The organism is Frankia nepalensis (genome assembly GCF_016786325.1).
GTDB lineage: Bacteria > Actinomycetota > Actinomycetes > Frankiales > Frankiaceae > Pseudofrankia > Pseudofrankia nepalensis.
The window spans coordinates 50,092-65,731 of sequence record NZ_JADWYU010000203.1; the positions used below are offsets into that span (position 1 = coordinate 50,092).

Consider the following 15,640-nt stretch of genomic DNA (forward strand, 5'->3'; position numbering starts at 1 on the left):
CGCGAGCACGACACGCCCTCGAGCGGCCGCTCTTGACTCTCCATGACATCGGAGGTACCTTCTGCCGTGTCAAGTTTAAACGCCGTGTAGTAATTTTATGGCGAACTATAAATAGACGCCATGCATGATCGGTAGTTGGCGTGGCGGGACCGGCGTTGCGCCGATCCTGACGCGCCCAATCCTCGAAATCACGACCCTCGTCCCTTTGCCGCACCTCGCGCACAGCACGATCGATCCCGATCGAAGGAGTCCGCCCCGTGGGCACCGTCGTCCCGACTCTCGACCGTCCCGGCCCCGACGCCGACCCCGCCACCGAGTTCGCCGCATGAGCCGCCAGGACCATGGCTGGACCACCGCCTGGGCGACCGCTCCGCAGCGGCCGGGCGCCGGCTTCGCCCCCAACTGGTCGGCGGAGGGCTTCGCCGGCCACACGATCCGGCAGACCGTCCGGCTGAGCGTCGGCGCCGACACGCTGAGAGTCCGGCTGTCCAACCGCTACGGCACCGGGCCCCTGCGGGTCGCGGGCCTCACCATCGCGGCCGCGGCCGGCGGCGTGATCAAGCCCGACACCCTCCAGGAACTGACCGCGGGCGGGAAGCCGGCCTTCACCGTCCCGGCGGGCGCCGACCTGGCCACCGACGCGGCGCAGTTTCCTGTCGACGCGCTGGAGTCGGTGACCGTCTCGCTGTACCTGGCCGAGCCCTCCGGCCCCGCGACCTACCATGCCCAGGCGCTCGCCACGACCTACCGGGCCGCGGGCGACCACCGGGCGGACGCCGACGACACGGCCTTCACCGAGGCCTCGCAGTCCTTCTACTATCTCGGCGGGATCGAGGTCGCCGCGGCGCCCGGTGGCGAGGCCGACGGCATCGTGGTGCTCGGAGACTCCCTCATCGACGGCACCGGCAGTTCCCCCGACACCGACCAGCGTTTTCCCGACCTGCTGGCCCACCGATTCGCGACGGTGGGACGGCCGCGGCCCGTGCTGAACCTGGGCATCGGCGGCAACCGGGTGACGGTGGACTCGGCCTGGCTCGGCGACCGGGCGACCGCCCGGTTCCAGCATGACGTGCTGGCCCAGCCCGGAGTCGGCACGGTGGTGATCCTCGCCGGGATCAACGACCTCGCGATCAGCGAGATCGCGCAGACATCGCCGTTCCCGGTCCTGGCGCCCTACATCGAGGTGTCGGCGGCGCAGGTCATCGCCGGGCACCGGGAGATGATTCAGCGGGCGCGCGGCGCGGGCCTGCGCGTGGTCGGGGCGACGCTGCTGCCGATGCGGGGCTCGGCCTTCTCCACTCCGCGCAGCGAGGCCAAGCGCGACGCGGTCAACACCTGGATCCGCGAGTCGGGAGAGTACGACGCGGTCGTCGACCTGGCCCTGGCGCTGGGCGACGCGCTCGACCCGGCCCACGACTCCGGCGACGGGCTGCACCTCAACGACACCGGCTACCGGGCGATGGCGGACGCCGTCGAGCTCGCCGCCCTGTAATGCCTGGTGCCGCCCCCGGGGCGCCTCCCGCCCTGTTCGTCCGTCGGCGCCGCGTGTCACCCGCAACCGGGCCTCCCGGTCCGCCGGGCCGAGACCGTGAACTCGACCCGCGACCGCGGCGACGGAGATCAGGCCACGGCGGTGAGCGCCTGATACTGCTCGTCCGTCAGCGTGAGCTCGGCGCTGCGCGTGTTCTCCTCGACGTGCGCCACCGTGCTCGTGCCGGGAATCGGGAGCACGACCGGCGAGTGGCGCAGCAGCCAGGCCAGGGAGAGCTGCGCGGCGGTGGCGTCGGCGTCCGCGGCGACCTGCCGCGCGGGGCTGTCGGGCCGCGCGAGGGCGCCGCTGGCGATCGGGAACCACGGGATGAAGGCGATGCCCTCCCGCTCGCAGTACCGCAACACGTCCTCGTAATGACGGTCGGACAGGTTGTAGAGGTTCTGCACCGACACGATCGGCGCGATCTGCCTGGCCCGCTCGATCTGCTCCACCCCGACCTCGGACAGGCCGATGTGGCGGATCTTGCCCTCCTGCTGCAGAAGCACGAGCTCGCCGATCTGGTCCGCCAGCGGGACCGCGGGATCGACGCGGTGCAGCTGCATCAGGCCCACGCTGTCCACGCCGAGGTGACGCAGGCTGCTCTCTGCCTGCTCCCGCAGGAACTCGGGACGCCCCACCGGCTGCCACTGGTCGGGCCCCGGCCGCGCGAGACCGACCTTGGAAGCGAGGACGAGGTCCTCCGGGTAAGGGTGCAGCGCCCGGCGGATGATCTCGTCGCTGACGAACGGTCCGTAGGCGGCGGCGGTATCGATGAAGTCGACGCCGAGCTCGCGGGCGCGGCGCACCACGCGGACCGCCTCGGCGGGATCGGCCGGGTCGCCCCAGACCCCGGGGCCGGTCAGCCGCATGGTCCCCAGGCCGAGGCGGTGAACGGGCAGGTCGCCGCCGAGGCGGAACAGGCCGGAGGCCTCGGCGGGGCGTGCGGGTGTCTGGGTGCTCACAGGAGACGCCTTCCGGTGCGGAGCGGGACGGGCGAGATGCCACCGACGCCGAACTCTACACGGCGTGTAGTTACTGCACAACGATCTATACTTTCTTGTCGTACAGCCCGAACACGATGCATGGAAGACGTGCTGGCGTTAGAATGGTGAACATGGAAGGGCACCGGGCCGCGCGCCGAGTCGCGAGGTCTAGCCGCGCAGCCCGCGGATCACTCGCGGGAAGCCTCCTGGCGGCGACCAGGGCGGATATCGGCGACGCCGCGTTGCGCTGGAGCGCCGCACGCCACGGCGCGCCGGTTCTCTGGAACGTGAAGATGGCGGGGATACCGGCCGTGCGCCAGCCGGTATCCCCGCCGTACCGCCGTCAGTTCCCCAGCCGTTGTCCCTCGCCCCGGGCGGCCAGCGGCGCGGAGGCGGTCTGCGCGACGAGGTCCGGGGAGGAGGTGGCCGTCGCGGGACGGCGACGGCGCGGGACGGCGAACCTGCGCATCATCGGCGTCTCGACCCACCTGAACGTCGCCCACGACAGCAGGACCACCACGGTCAGCGCGAGCGCGATGAACCCCAGGTTGCCGGCCGTGGACAGCGGTTGGCGCTCGGCGAAGAGATCGGCGAGCCACATGAGCACCAGGTAGTGCCAGAGATAGAAGGCGTACGAGATCTGGCCCAGCCACACCATCGGTTTGTTACGGAAGGGCGAGAAGCTGCCTCGCAGGTCGGCCTGCGTCGCCGCCGCGACCAGCAGGCCGAATGGCAGCGCGGTGCACGCGGCCAGGCCGTATTCGTAGGGCACCTGGGTGGAAAGGACGTAACCGCCGACCGCGACCGCTAGGGCCGGCACGAGGGGCAGCCGGGGAAGCTGGCCCTCCTTGACCATCCGGGCGAGGAAAATGCCGAGCAGGAAGTCGAGGGTACGCACCGGCGGAAATCCGTTGATGAACCACAGCTCGGTGATCCCGATCGGCAGCGCCGCACTGCCCGCCTCGTCGGGTAGCACCGCGTGGGCGAGTGAGGGCACCGCGGCGATCGCGGCGGTGACCGCGACCACCCAGATCCACAGCCGGCTCGGCCGCACCCGGTTCACCAGTCCGATGAGCAGCGGGAAGCAGGCGTAGAAGAACACCTCGCAGCACAGCGACCAGGACACCGGGTTGACGCCCCACCAGCTTTCGAACCGCCAGTCCCAGACGTGCACGAGGAACAGGTTCGCGACCGCGATGCCGGTGCCCGGGAAGATTCCGAGGTAAATAACCAGCAGGACGCCGGCGGCCAGGACCAGGACGTGGTTCGGATACAGCTTGAACAGCCGCCGCCGCCAGAAGCCGGCGGCCGTGTCGGCGGGCCGGGCGGCCCAGGTCAGCACGAAGCCGCTCAGCACGAAGAAGAAGGTGACGCCGGCCCAGCCGCCCTGGCCGAACAGCGAGTGGTAGGTGCGGGCGATGGAGGAGTCCGCGAACGGCGCCAGCGCGTCGATGTGGAAGGCGGCGACGAGGAGCGCGGCGACGATCCTCATCCCCGTGAGCGATGGTACCGGTATTCCTCGCGCACTACTCGAGTTTTCACTCAAATTTGTTTCCTCCCGAATCGCGGTGGCCTTTTCGGAAAAGGCGTTCGCCTGGTGGCGGGACGGCGAGCGCGGTCGTCGGCCGACGGCGCGGAACGCGTCGGCGCGTCGGCGGCCCCCGCGGCCGGGGCCGCCCCGGGCCGCCGCCGCGCGGCCCACACCGGCGACGGCCACGCCCGGGACCCACCCCGCGCCCGGGGCTCCCGCCGGGTCCGGGGCTCCCACTGGACCGGCGAAGCCGATCGGGGAGGTCCGCAAGCCGCCCGGGGAGGCCCGGGCGGGCGGGCCGGGTGGCGAGATGCGGCTGCGCCGGACCAGCGCCGGCTGGGTGGTGGAGGGCCCCGGCACGGACGTCCGGCCGGTGGGCGACCTGATCTCGGCCATGGTGCTGGCGGACCTGCTCGCGGAGGACCTGAACCCGCCGGGCCGGCCGCGCCGCGCCGACCGCGAACTCAGCGAGGTCGAGAAGCTGCGGCTGTCCGTGGTCCAGCTGGAGCACGCGCTGGCGTCCAGGGTGATCGTGGAGCAGGCGATCGGCGTGCTCGCCGAGCGCCACCACATCAAGCCCCGCGACGCCTTCGAGCGGCTGCGGCGCACCGCGCGCGGCATGGGCCGCCGGGTGCACGACCTGGCCCGCCAGGTCGTCGACTCGGTCAGCGACCCGCGGATCGCGTTGCCCGGTGAGCTCGGCGGCCGGCCGGGGCCCGCCGCGGGCCCCGCGAGCGGCGCCGGGCCGAGTGGCGTCGCGCCCCGGCCCACCCCGCCGCGGCCGACCCCGAGCAGGCACTGAGCCCGGGTCCGGGACCGACCGCGACCGTCGCCGGTTCCAGGCCCGGGCCCCGCCGGTCCGCTCCCACGCCGGCCGGCCGCCGGGGCCAGCCGCGTCAGGCCGTGGTCACCGGGCCGAGGGCGGCGACCGCCTCGGCGATCTTCTCGGCGTCCCCGACGAGCACGGTCATCAACCTGGTCGGCGCGAGCAGGGTGGCGGAGACGGCGAGGACCTCCTCCGCCGTCACCTTGGTCAGCGCCGACGGGTGGTCACGCAGGTACTCGATCCCGATACCGGCCCCCGCGAGCGCCGACAGGGTGGACGCGAGGCCGGCGGCCGTCGCGCTGCCGAGCGCCATCGTCCCGACGGAGTACTGCCGGGCGGCCTCGAGCTCGTCGGCCGCCGGCGCGAGCACCGCCATCCGGCCCAGCTCGTAGAGCACCTCCAACAGCGCCGGCCCGGTGACGTCGGTCGAGACGTCGGCCGCGACGGTGAACCGGGAGCCCGCCAGGTAGTGGTCGACGGAGCTGCGCGGCGAGTAGGTGTAGCCCTTGTCCTCGCGGATGTTGTCGACCAGCCTGGAGCTGAAGTACCCGCCGAAGATGGTGTTCGCGAGTCGCTGCGCCGGGTAGCCGGGCTGGCCGCGGTCCAGCGCGCCGCCGCCCATCCGGATGTTGGTCTGCACCGCGCCCGGCCGGTTCACGATCAGGATCGGCCCGGTCGTCAGGGCCGGCACGGCGGGCACCGACTCCGGTTCGCCGCCGGACCAGCCGCCGAGCGCCGCCTCGACGGCGTCCAGCGCGGCGGCCGGGTCGACGTCGCCGACCAGGGTCAGGATCGCGCCGCGAGGCGAGATCCTGACCGTGTGCAGGTCGCGCACGGCCTCGACGCCCACCTCGGCGAGCACCGTCGGCTCGGCGACCGCGCTCCCGTAGGGGTGACCGGGGAACATCCTGCCGAGCAGCGCTTCCCGGGCGATCACGGCCGGCTGGCTGAGCGCCATCGTGGCGTCCTCGACCACCCGGTCCCGCTCGCCCGCGAACTCGTCGTCCGGGTAGGCCGCCTCGATGAGCACCTCGGCGAGGATGCCCAGCAGCGGGTCGAGGTTGGTGGCCAGCGCCGAGCCGACGACGGCGAGCCGGTCGGCGTCCACGCCGGTGGACAGGGCCCCGCCGAGCGCCTGCACCGCCGTGGCGATCTCCACCCGGTCGCGCTTCGCGGTCCCGGTGAACAGCGTCTCGGCGAGCAGCTCCGCGCGGGCGGCGTAGTCCGCCCCGCGGCCCGTGAACGGGATCCGCAGCCGCAGCTCGACCAGCGGCACGCTGGTACGGGCGACCACCAGCACGCGCAGCCCGTTCGGCAGCGTCCGCTCCACCACGGTGGGCAGCTCCGCCGGCACGGTCGGCCGGACGGCCGGGATGGGACTCGTCCGCTCGGTCATCGTCGTCATCGCCCCCGTCGTCCCATCGCTCGAAGTGTGCTGGCGCCCGCCGGGCACGCGCGGCCGCGCCGGGCCTCGTCCCCGGCTTCCTCGCCGGCGTTCCCGGTGCCCGCTGGCCTCATGACGCCGCCCCGGCTCGCAGCTCCAGCACCGAGCGGCCCTGCGCGCGCAGCGCGGCGGCGGCCCCGGCGACGGCGTCGCCGGTCACCTCGGCCAGCAGCCCGGGCAGCTCGTTCAGCATCTCCGGTTGGCCCCGGTGCAGCTCGAAGGCGCCGAACGCCAGCGCGCGGCCGAGCGCGTCGTCCGCCTCCCGCAGGAGCCCCGACGCCACGCGGGCACGGATCCGTTCCAGCTCGCCGTCGGCCAGCCCGTCGGTGGCGATCTTGTCCAGCTCCTCGTCGACAGCGGCGATGATCCCGTCGGCCGGCGACTCCGCCGGGTGGCGGGCCTCGACCGTCAGCAGCAACGGGTCGCGCTGGTCGAACGGGTCGCCGAAGGTGCCGACGTAGCTGCTCACCCCGATCACCGACCGGTCGGTCTGCACCAGCCGCCGCTCGAGCCGGCTGGCGTCGCCGCTGGTCAGCACGTCGGTCAGCAGGTAGTGGGCGAGGAAGGTGGTCAGGTCGGCGTCCGGGTCCGGAACCCGGTAGCCGATCGCGAGCGCCGGCCGGGGGGCGAGCTTGTCGACCAGCTCGCCACGCCGCTCCTCGGCCCGGACGGGCTCGGCGAAGCTACGCCGCTCCGGCACCGCGCGGGCCGCGATGTCGCCGAAGTACCGCTCGACGAGCGCCAGCGTGTCCGCGACGACGAAGTCGCCGGCGATCGTCAGGACGGCGTTGCCCGGCGCGTAGAACTTCTCGAAAAAGTCGGCGGCGTCGTCCAGGCTGGCCGCCTCCAGCTCGCTGAAATCGCCATAGCCGTTGTGAGCGTTCGGGAAGGTGTCGAACGCGACCGGCGGCAGGGTGATCCAAGGAAAGCCCCCATAGGGGCGGTTCATCACATTTACCCGGATTTCTTCCTGGACGACGGCTATCTGGTTGTCCAGGTTCTCCCGGGTGATCTTCGGCGCGCGCATCCGGTCGGCCTCGAGGAAGAGCGCCAGCTCCAGGGCTCCGGCCGGCAGCAACTCGTAGTAGTCCGTGTGATCCGGATGCGTGGAGCCGTTGAATACGCCACCGGCGGCCTGCACGTACTTCGGATGCTCGGCCTTCCCGACGTGCTCACTGCCCTGGAACATCATGTGCTCGAACAGGTGCGCAAACCCGGTGCGGCCCTCCGGCTCGGACCGGAAACCGACGTCGTAGTGCACGGCGACGGCCACGACCGGCGCGGTCGCGTCGGGAGCGAGCACGACCCGCAGCCCGTTGTCGAGCCGGGTCTTCTCCAGCGGGTAGGCGGGCGAGGGAAGGGACGAGGTCATCGTGGCGGACGCCGCCGGGCCGGTGCCGGTACGTGAAGACACATCTGGCCACGCTACTGCCCCGGGCGGGCTCGCCGGCACCGGTAGTGCCAAACAGAGGACCGTTGTACCCGTCCGGCCACGTCATGCGCGCTTTACCCGGATGGCAGGCCACCCGCACCGCGCGGCGACACCCCCGTCAGCGAGCGGTGGTGGCGGTAGCCGGTGGCGGAGGCGGCCCGGTCAGCGGCCCGTGGAGACGGCGCCGGCTGGTGCCGCCGAGGCGGGCCGGGGTGGCCGCGAGGCCGGCCCACCGGCCCACCGGCCCGCGGGCCCACCGGTCGACGGGCGCGCGGGCCAGCGGGGCCACGCGATCAGCTGACCTCGAGATCGCTCGCGAGGATGGTGGCGAACTCCGGCGGCGTCCCGACGGGGGTCGAGACGATGTAGCGGCCGGGGCCGAGCGTGGTCAGGCCGTAGGCGGGGCCGGAGCCGACGGGCTGGGCCACCCCGACGATGTCGGAGACCTCCTGCAGGACGGCCGTGCCCGCCCGGACGTCGGCGGCCGTGGCGGTCTCGCCGTCGCGGACCTTGCCGATCAGCAGGATGAAGCCAGCCTTCGCCGGATCGGAGCCGGCGTTGGTGAACTTCAGCGCCACCGGGCCGGCGGGCAGCGACGTCGACACCCCGGAAAGGGCGCTGCCGTCGCTGTTGGTCACGTCGAGGGTGGTGTAGCCGCAGGAGTCGTATGCCCACCCGTTCACGGCCGTGAGCGCCGCGCCCAGCGAAGCGTCCTCGGTGGGCACCTGCTTCCCGTCCTTCGCGTCCCGCACGACCCCGTCGAGCGCGTCGATCTGGCTCGTGAGGCTGGCCGGGACCCCGGCGCGCAGCGTGGCGAGCTGGGTCTGCAGCGGCGTCGCCCAGGCGGCGAGTTCCGCCGCGGACGCCGGCGGCTGTGACGGGTTGATCCCGGGGATGTTCACCCAGTCACTGGCCAACGCGGCGTCGCAGGCGGCCTCGGTGGCCTCGGTGGCCTCGGCGGGCGCCACCGCTGGGCCGCCGGCCCCGGCGGGCGGCCCGGACAAGTCGGACGAGTCCGAGCAGGCGGCCAGCAGGACGGTGGCGCCGATGCCGAGCGCGCCGGCGACGGCGGTCCAGCCGCGCTGGCCGCGAGGCCCGTGACCGCGCGCCGCTGGACCGTCGCCGCGTGACCACGGACGACGGCGGGCCTGGTCATCGAGTTTGTGGATCTTCATTGTGGTTGTCTCCCGATCGGGTCCTGGCCGGACCGGTCCGGCTGACCGGTCATCGACACAGGGCGATCATTCGGGCACTCGGATCCCGCCGGCACGGGTGCGCGTTCCCGAAGCGGTCGGGTGAATTTCCCGGCTCGGCCGGGAACCACCGTGCCCCACACTGGTCGGACCGGGCACGATCACGCGGTCGCCCGGAGAGCGGGCGCAGGGGAGCTGTCGTGACGTGAACGCAGGAGCGAGCGGGGACGAGGCCGCGCCGAGCGCGGCGACGGAGCGGACGCGAGACGACGTGACCGTTCAGGACCAGCCGCGCCCGGCGCTGTCGCGGTCGCGGTGGCGATGGGCCGCGCACGCCCTGGCCATGACCGTGCTGGCGCTGGTCGTCGCCGGCGCGCTGCTCACCCTCGCCGTCCCGGACGGGGTGACCGCGCCGTCCGGGGACTCGGTACCCCGGTATGGCTGGACCCAGATCACGCTCGCGGTCCCGTTCCTGGCCGCCGGCTGGCTGCTGGCCACGCGCCGGCCAGAGGTCCCGTTCGGCTGGCTGGCCCTGGCGGCCGCGGTGGCGCACGCCGGCGCCGCGGCCGGCGGCGGCTGGGCGATGGCCGCCGTGTATGGCGGCCATGACCTGCCGGGCGTGATCCCCGTGGCGGTTCTCACGGCTGCCTGCGAGGCGACCGAACCCCTCGTGCTGGTGACCACCTGGGCGACCTTCCCGGGCGGCCGGTTTCCCCGCGGGCGGATCCGCTGGTTCGCCGCCGTCAGCGTCGGGTTGTGCGCCGTGGGCTGGCTGTCCGCGCCACTGGGGGACTTCGAGCTCGTCGACCCGCCACCCGCGTACGCCACGTTCGCCAACCCGATCGGCGTCTCTTTCCCCGCCTGGCTGCCGGTGCTCCTGTTCGCCTCGGGACTGCTGCTCGGCTCGGTCGTGATGGTGGCCCGCTGGCTGCGGGCCGAAGGCGAGCTGCGGCAGGTTCTGCGCTGGCTGGCCGTGGTCAACGCCATCGGCATCGTGCTGACGCCGTTCGTCGTCGCGCTGCCGGCCGGTGCGCTGATCGCCAGCGTCGGCACCGTCGTCCAGCTGGTCGTCGTCGTCGCCGTGGTGCTCGCGCGCCGGGTCTACGGCATCGAGGTCGTCCTCAACCGCACGCTCGTCTACGTTCTGCTGACCGCGTTCGTGGCCGCCGTGTACGCGGCCGGCGTGGCCGTGCTCGCCGCGTTCGGGCAGGCCGTCGGCGGCCCCTGGCCCGCGGTGGCCGCCCTCGCCGCCGCGTTCAGCCTCGCCCCGGCGCGCTCGCGGGTGCAGCGGGTCGTCAACCGCTTCCTCTATGGCGAACGGGACGACCCCTACACGGTGGTGGCCAGGGTAGCGGCCCGGCTGGAGTCCGCCGGGAGCGTGGACGCGCTGCTCCCGAGCCTGCTCGACGCGCTCACCGGAACCCTGCGGCTGCCGCGCGCGACGGTGGAGCTGCGCGGCGACGACGGATCGGTCCGGGCCATCTCCTCGGGCAAGGGGCGCGAGGCCGACCGCTCGGCACGCGCGACCACAGCCCGGTTCCCGCTCGTGCACCAGGGTGAGGACATCGGCGCGCTCGTCGTGCGACTGCGTTCCGGGCAGAACGCCCTCAGCCCCCGGGAAACCCGTCTGCTTACCGACATCGCCCGCCAGGTCGCCGTCGCGGCAAGCAACGTGCGGCTCACCGAGGCGCTGACGCGCTCCCGGGAACGGATCGTCGGCGCCGCCGAGGAGGAACGCCGCCGGCTGCGCCGCGACCTGCACGACGGCCTCGGGCCCACGCTGACCGCGGCCGCCACCAAGGTGGACGCCGCCCGTAACCTCGCCGGCCGCGACCTCCCCCGCGCCACGAACCTGCTCGCCGACGTCCGCCACGACCTGACGTCCGCGCTCGGCGAGCTGCGCAGGCTCGTCTACGCGCTGCGCCCACCCGCCCTGGACGAGCTCGGACTGCTGGCGGCACTGCGCGAGACGCTGCGCGGCGCCGCGGTGCCGGTGACGCTGACGGCTCCCGACGCGCTGCCGCCGCTGCCCGCGGCGGTGGAGGTCGCCGCCTACCGGATCGTCACGGAGGCGGTGACCAACGTCGCGAAGCACACCGGTGCCACCCGCTGCGAGGTGACGATCGACTGCGCCGAGACGCTGACCGTCGAGATCCGCGACGACGGCCACGCGAGCGGCTCCGAAGGGACCGCGACCACCTGGACGCCGGGGGTCGGGCTGACCTCGATGCGGGAGCGGGCCATGGCCCTGGGGGGAACCTGGAGCGCCGGGCCCGCCGCCGGCGGCGGCCAGGTTCTGGTCGAGCTCCCCCTCTCCCTGGCCGGCAGCGCCGTGCCGCGCGCCGCGCGCGGCACGGATGCCTCGGGTATCACGGACCTCGCGAGGTTCAAGGACGCCATGGGCACGGCGGGTAGCCAGCTGGCCGGGAGCGCGGGATGACGGAGACGAACGGGGGCACTGGCCGCCGGGCAGCGGCGGCGCCCGGCGGCGGAGCCGAGGAGCAGGCGCCGGACATCCGCGTGGTCGTCGTGGACGATCATCGGATCGTGCTCGACGGGCTGGTCGTCCTGCTGGACTCGGTGGACGGGCTCGCGGTGGCGGGCGAGGCTGCCTCGGGCGAGGAGGCGGTCGGGCTGGTCGGCCGGCTGCGCCCGGACGTGGTGCTCATGGACATCGAGATGCCCGGGATCGGTGGCATCGAGGCCACCAGGCGGATCGCGTCCGCGCACCCGGCGGTCGCCGTGGTGATGCTGACGATGTACGGAGAGGACGAGTTCGTCTTCGCCGCGCTGCGCGCCGGTGCCCGTGGCTACCTGCTCAAGGGAGCGCAGCAGGAGGACGTCGTGCGCACCGTCCACGCCGCCGCGCGCGGCGACGCGGTGTTCGGGCCGGACGTCGCGCGGCGGGTGCTGCGCACGTTCGCCGACCCGCGGCCGGCCGCCAGGCCGTTCCCCGAGCTGACCGACCGGGAGCGCGACGTCCTCGGCCTGCTCGCGAACGGCTGGCCGAACGGCCGGATCGCCCGCCACCTCGGGCTCACCCCGAAGACGGTCGCGAACAACGTCTCGAACATCCTCGCGAAGCTGCACGCCGCCGACCGCGCCGCCGCGATCCTCGCGGCTCGCCGCGCCGGCCTAGGCGACCCCTGACCGCCCTTCCCGGCACGCCGGGCGACCGCCGTTCGCGCGCCCGCCCGGCGGCCCGACCGGGCAGGGCGAGAACGGCGGAGCCGTGGGCGGGCCCGAGCCGATCGGATCGGCCAGGACTCGGCGTCCACCGGGACGGCCGTGAAACCCGGGTTCGGCGGATGTCGAGCCGGCTAGGGTGGGGACGTGGACGCGACTGTTCCGGGGGGACAGTTTCCGGCCGGCCTCGGGACGCTGCTGGGCGCGGAGCTGTCCTGGGTGGGCGAGGACATCATCGGCGCCATCGCGGCGGAGGTGCCCGCCTATGCCCGGCCGCTGGAAGGGCGGTTCGGGCAGGGAGTGCGCGCGGGCGTGACCGAGGCGCTGCGCCGGTTCCTGGTGATCGTCGACGGCGACCCGGCCGACCCGGCCGACGTCGCCGCCAGCCGCGACGTCTACGTCCGGCTGGGCCATGGCGAGTTCCACGCCGGCCGGTCGCTGGACAACCTGCTCGCCGCCTACCGGATCGGCACCCGGGTCGCCTGGCGGCGGTTCGCCGACGTGGCCCGGCTGCGCGGCGGGCTGGACGCGGCCGGTCTGGTGACCCTCGGCGAGACGCTCTTCGGCTACATCGACGGCGTCTGCGCCGCGTCCGCCGAGGGCTACGCGCTGGCCCAGTCCGCGGACGCCGGCGCCCGCGAGCGGCTGTGGGAGCGCGTCGGTGAGCTGCTGCTGTCCGGGGCGGACCCCGCCGACGTCGAGGAGATCGCCCAGGCCGGGTCGCTGCGGATCCCGGGCCGCCTCGCCGCGGTGCTCGTCCCGTCGCGCGCGGACGGCCGTCACCGGCTCGGCCTGCCCACCGGCTGCCCGAACACCACCCACGGTTCGGACCTGTGGCTGTTCGTCAACGGGGATGACGTGGGCGGGTCACGGCTGGCCGGCCAGCTGGCGGGGCGCTCGGCCGTCGTCGGCCCGGCGGTCGGCTGGACCCGGGCGGCCGCGAGCGCCGAACGGGTCAGGTTCGCGCGCGAGGCGCGCGACGACGGGCTGCTCCCGGCCGACCCGGGCGGCGCCCCGCTGTTCACCGACGACCACCTCGCGACGCTGCTGCTCACCCGCGACCCGGCGCTGCTGGCCGACCTCACCCGCCGCCGGCTCGCGCCGCTCGCGGCGCTGCCCGAGCGGACCCGGCAGCGGCTGGCCGCGACGCTGCTGCACTGGCTGGCCCTGCGCGGCCAGCGCGGGCTGGTCGCCCGCCGGCTGCACGTCCATCCGCAGACCGTCCGCTACCGGGTCCTGCAGCTGCGCGACCTGTTCGGCGACGCCCTCGACGACCCGGATGCCCGCTTCGAGCTGGAGCTCGTCCTGCGCGCGGGCGCCGACGCGGTCGTCGACGACGACGGCGAGCACACGGGCGACGGCGCCCGGCTCCGGCCCCGCGCGGACCCGGGCGCGTCCCCCGGGGCCAGCGAGGCGTAGCCACGAGCCGAGGGTGGCACCCGGCCGCCCTCCCAGGGCCCGCGACAGCGGGACGCCGCCGGCGGCGGCCCCGTCAGGACGACGGCCCCGTCAGGACGACGGCCCCGCGGCGGGCTCGCCCGCGAGCTCGCGCACCGCCGCCCGGAAGAAGTCGACGTCGACGGTCAGCCCGACGGCGACCGGAGCGCCGACACCGGCCTCGTTGCCGTCCGGCCCGCGGCCGGGCTCGACGACGGCGGCCGCCGGCTCGCCGCGGCGTCGCCAGCCCAGCTCGCGCAGGTCCACCACTGTCTGGCCCCAGGCGGCGCTGCCTCCGGTGTCGACCTCGACCGGCAGCGTCTCGACGCCGAGGATGTCGGGCCGGACGAGCGCCATCGCCGCCAGCAGGTCGTGGCAGGGCGTCTCCCCCTCGGCGCACAGCGAGCCGGCGTTGCGCCGGTAGAAGGACAGCGGGCCATCCAGGAAGGCCGCGGCGGCGGTCCGCCGCGCCGCGAGCGCGGCGAACTCGGCCTCGCGCAGCGTCGCGGTGTGGGTGACGTCCAGGCCGACCATGACCGGCGGCGCCGCCCAGCGGGCGCCGATCGCCGTGGCGGCGGCGAGCGGGTCGTGCGCGACGTTCGCCTCGGCGCTCGGCCGGGCGTTGCCCTGGGCACGGGCGCTGCCGCCCATCAGCGTCAGCCGGCTCGACGCGGCCGCCGCGGCGTCCGCGCGCAGCGCCGCCGCCAGGTTGGTGAGCGGTCCCAGCGTGAGCAGCGACGCTCCCCGGCGCATCTCCCTGATCAGCACCTCGACGGCGGGCGTGTCCTCGTCGGCGCCGCGCAGCGGGTCGGCGAGCCCGACGTCGCCCAGTCCGTCCTCGCCGTGGATGAACACGGGCCGCGGGATGCGCGGCGCCGGGTCGGCCGGGTCCGCGCCGACGTACACCGGGACGTCCGCGCGGCCGGCGGCCTCGAGGATGACCCGCAGGTTGCGGGCGGCCTGGCGCACCTCGACGTTGCCGCCCACCGCGGTGACGGCCGCGAGCTCGACGTCAGGGCGCCCGCACAGCCAGACGATCGCGGCCGCGTCGTCGATCCCGCCGTCGCTGTCGATGACCAGCCGCATCGATGCCCGCTCCTCCCGCGCCACCCGTCCCATACCCGGACCATCCTCGCGCAGCCGACGAGTCGGCTATCCAGGCCGGAGGTGCCCGTGACCGGCCCGCACCCGGTCGGCTACGGTGCGGACCGTGCGGCTGGGAACGTTCAACGTGCTTCATGGCCGCTCGCCGGACGACGGGGCCGTCGACCTGGCACGGTTCCGCGCGGCGGTCGCGTCCTTGGACTGCGACGTGCTGGCGCTGCAGGAGGTCGATGTCGGCCAGTCCAGGTCAGGGGGCGCGGACCTGTGCGCGGCGGCGGCCGACGCGCTGGGGATCGGGGCGGACGGCTGGCGGTTCGAGGCGACCGTCTACGGCACTCCAGGCCTGCGCTCGGGCCCTGGTTCAGGCCCCGGTCCCGCTCCAGGCCCCGCCTGGCGGCCGGCCGACGGGCCCCGGTCACCCGGCGAGCCCGCCTACGGGATCGCGCTGGTCAGCCGGTTCCCCGTCCGCGGCTGGCGGGTCGTGCCGCTCGGGCGGTCTCCGGTGCGCTCGCCGGTGGCCGTGCCCGGGCCGGACGGGCGGCCACGGCTGGTCCTGCTCGACGACGAGCCGCGCGCCGCGATCGTCGCCGAGCTGGCGACGCCCGCCGGGCCGCTCACGGTCGCGGGCACGCACCTGTCCTTCGTCCCCGGCTGGAACGCCGCGCAGCTACGCCGCCTCGGGCGCGCCCTGCGCCTTGGGGGCGGCGGCGGCGCCGCCGGTGGCCAGGGGACGGGCGGTCCCGCGGTGATCCTCGGCGATCTGAACCTGCCGGGGCCGTTGCCGCGCCTGCTCACCGGCTGGCGGCGGCTGGCCGCCGCGCCCACCTACCCGGCGCGCGCCCCGCGGGTGCAGTTCGACCACGTGCTCGCGCGCGGCGCCGTGCCGCCGGCCGTCGCCGCGTGGACCGAGCAGACGGCGATCTCCGACCATCGCGCCCTGCTCGTCGACCTCGCGGACGGCTAGGAGCGACGG

Annotated in this window: 12 protein-coding genes; 6 read left to right on the plus strand and 6 right to left on the minus strand. The window is 74.7% G+C overall.

The window, feature by feature from the left end; translation table 11 throughout:
* Positions 1-325: 325 nt before the first annotated feature.
* Positions 326-1,492 carry an SGNH/GDSL hydrolase family protein gene (locus tag I6A81_RS32070; RefSeq protein WP_203004271.1) on the plus strand — a complete coding sequence of 389 codons (1,167 nt, stop codon included), beginning with the start codon at positions 326-328 and terminating at the stop codon, positions 1,490-1,492.
* A gap of 128 nt (positions 1,493-1,620) precedes the next feature.
* On the opposite strand, the gene I6A81_RS32075 is transcribed toward I6A81_RS32070, so the two are convergent.
* Together I6A81_RS32075 and I6A81_RS32080 are read right to left on the minus strand one after the other, a co-directional pair.
* Positions 1,621-2,493 carry an aldo/keto reductase gene (locus I6A81_RS32075; RefSeq protein ID WP_203004272.1) on the minus strand — a complete coding sequence of 291 codons (873 nt, stop codon included), beginning with the start codon at positions 2,491-2,493 and terminating at the stop codon, positions 1,621-1,623.
* A 364-nt stretch (positions 2,494-2,857) separates the two neighbouring features.
* Positions 2,858-4,006: an acyltransferase family protein gene (locus I6A81_RS32080; protein ID WP_203004273.1), complete on the minus strand. Its 1,149-nt coding sequence runs from the start codon at positions 4,004-4,006 to the stop codon at positions 2,858-2,860.
* 349 nt (positions 4,007-4,355) lie between these two features.
* Between I6A81_RS32080 and I6A81_RS32085 the strand changes: the two genes are divergently transcribed.
* Complete coding sequence (locus I6A81_RS32085) at positions 4,356-4,847, plus strand: ANTAR domain-containing protein (protein ID WP_203006220.1); 492 nt, start codon at positions 4,356-4,358, stop codon at positions 4,845-4,847.
* Between the two features lie 94 nt (positions 4,848-4,941).
* On the opposite strand, the gene I6A81_RS32090 is transcribed toward I6A81_RS32085, so the two are convergent.
* From I6A81_RS32090 to I6A81_RS32100, 3 genes are all read right to left on the minus strand, one after another.
* Complete coding sequence (locus I6A81_RS32090) at positions 4,942-6,276, minus strand: M16 family metallopeptidase (RefSeq protein WP_203006221.1); 1,335 nt, start codon at positions 6,274-6,276, stop codon at positions 4,942-4,944.
* A gap of 109 nt (positions 6,277-6,385) precedes the next feature.
* The gene (locus I6A81_RS32095) at positions 6,386-7,687 is read right to left on the minus strand and encodes a M16 family metallopeptidase (protein WP_203006227.1); all 1,302 of its coding nucleotides are present in this window, start codon (positions 7,685-7,687) and stop codon (positions 6,386-6,388) included.
* Positions 7,688-8,040: 353 nt separating this feature from the next.
* Positions 8,041-8,922, minus strand: coding sequence for a hypothetical protein (locus I6A81_RS32100; RefSeq protein WP_203006222.1), 882 nt, complete (start codon positions 8,920-8,922; stop codon positions 8,041-8,043).
* Between the two features lie 223 nt (positions 8,923-9,145).
* Here I6A81_RS32100 and I6A81_RS32105 point away from each other — a divergent pair, with 223 nt between their 5' ends.
* The 3 genes from I6A81_RS32105 (at position 9,146) to I6A81_RS32115 (ending at position 13,545) form a co-directional block, all read left to right on the plus strand.
* Positions 9,146-11,380, plus strand: coding sequence for a sensor histidine kinase (locus I6A81_RS32105; protein ID WP_307875060.1), 2,235 nt, complete (start codon positions 9,146-9,148; stop codon positions 11,378-11,380).
* Entirely contained in the window at positions 11,377-12,090 is a 714-nt protein-coding gene (locus I6A81_RS32110) for a response regulator transcription factor (RefSeq protein WP_203006223.1), read from the plus strand. Before I6A81_RS32105 ends, I6A81_RS32110 begins: the two co-directional genes overlap by 4 nt.
* Before the next feature lie 183 nt (positions 12,091-12,273).
* Positions 12,274-13,545 (plus strand): helix-turn-helix domain-containing protein, encoded by a 1,272-nt coding sequence (locus tag I6A81_RS32115; RefSeq protein ID WP_203006224.1) that lies wholly within the window; start codon positions 12,274-12,276, stop codon positions 13,543-13,545.
* Between the two features lie 90 nt (positions 13,546-13,635).
* On the opposite strand, the gene I6A81_RS32120 is transcribed toward I6A81_RS32115, so the two are convergent.
* Positions 13,636-14,682 (minus strand): nucleoside hydrolase, encoded by a 1,047-nt coding sequence (locus I6A81_RS32120; RefSeq protein ID WP_238430506.1) that lies wholly within the window; start codon positions 14,680-14,682, stop codon positions 13,636-13,638.
* A gap of 91 nt (positions 14,683-14,773) precedes the next feature.
* Here I6A81_RS32120 and I6A81_RS32125 point away from each other — a divergent pair, with 91 nt between their 5' ends.
* Positions 14,774-15,631 (plus strand): endonuclease/exonuclease/phosphatase family protein, encoded by an 858-nt coding sequence (locus I6A81_RS32125; protein WP_203006225.1) that lies wholly within the window; start codon positions 14,774-14,776, stop codon positions 15,629-15,631.
* Positions 15,632-15,640 lie beyond the last annotated feature (9 nt).

Coding starts and splice junctions, on each gene's coding strand:
- I6A81_RS32070 (WP_203004271.1), top strand. CDS start 326: ATGAGCCGCCAGGACCATGGCTGGACCACCGCCTGGGCGACCGCTCCG.
- I6A81_RS32080 (WP_203004273.1), bottom strand. CDS start 4,006: ATGAGGATCGTCGCCGCGCTCCTCGTCGCCGCCTTCCACATCGACGCG.
- I6A81_RS32085 (WP_203006220.1), top strand. CDS start 4,356: ATGCGGCTGCGCCGGACCAGCGCCGGCTGGGTGGTGGAGGGCCCCGGC.
- I6A81_RS32090 (WP_203006221.1), bottom strand. CDS start 6,276: ATGACGACGATGACCGAGCGGACGAGTCCCATCCCGGCCGTCCGGCCG.
- I6A81_RS32095 (WP_203006227.1), bottom strand. CDS start 7,687: ATGACCTCGTCCCTTCCCTCGCCCGCCTACCCGCTGGAGAAGACCCGG.
- I6A81_RS32100 (WP_203006222.1), bottom strand. CDS start 8,922: ATGAAGATCCACAAACTCGATGACCAGGCCCGCCGTCGTCCGTGGTCA.
- I6A81_RS32110 (WP_203006223.1), top strand. CDS start 11,377: ATGACGGAGACGAACGGGGGCACTGGCCGCCGGGCAGCGGCGGCGCCC.
- I6A81_RS32120 (WP_238430506.1), bottom strand. CDS start 14,682: ATGGGACGGGTGGCGCGGGAGGAGCGGGCATCGATGCGGCTGGTCATC.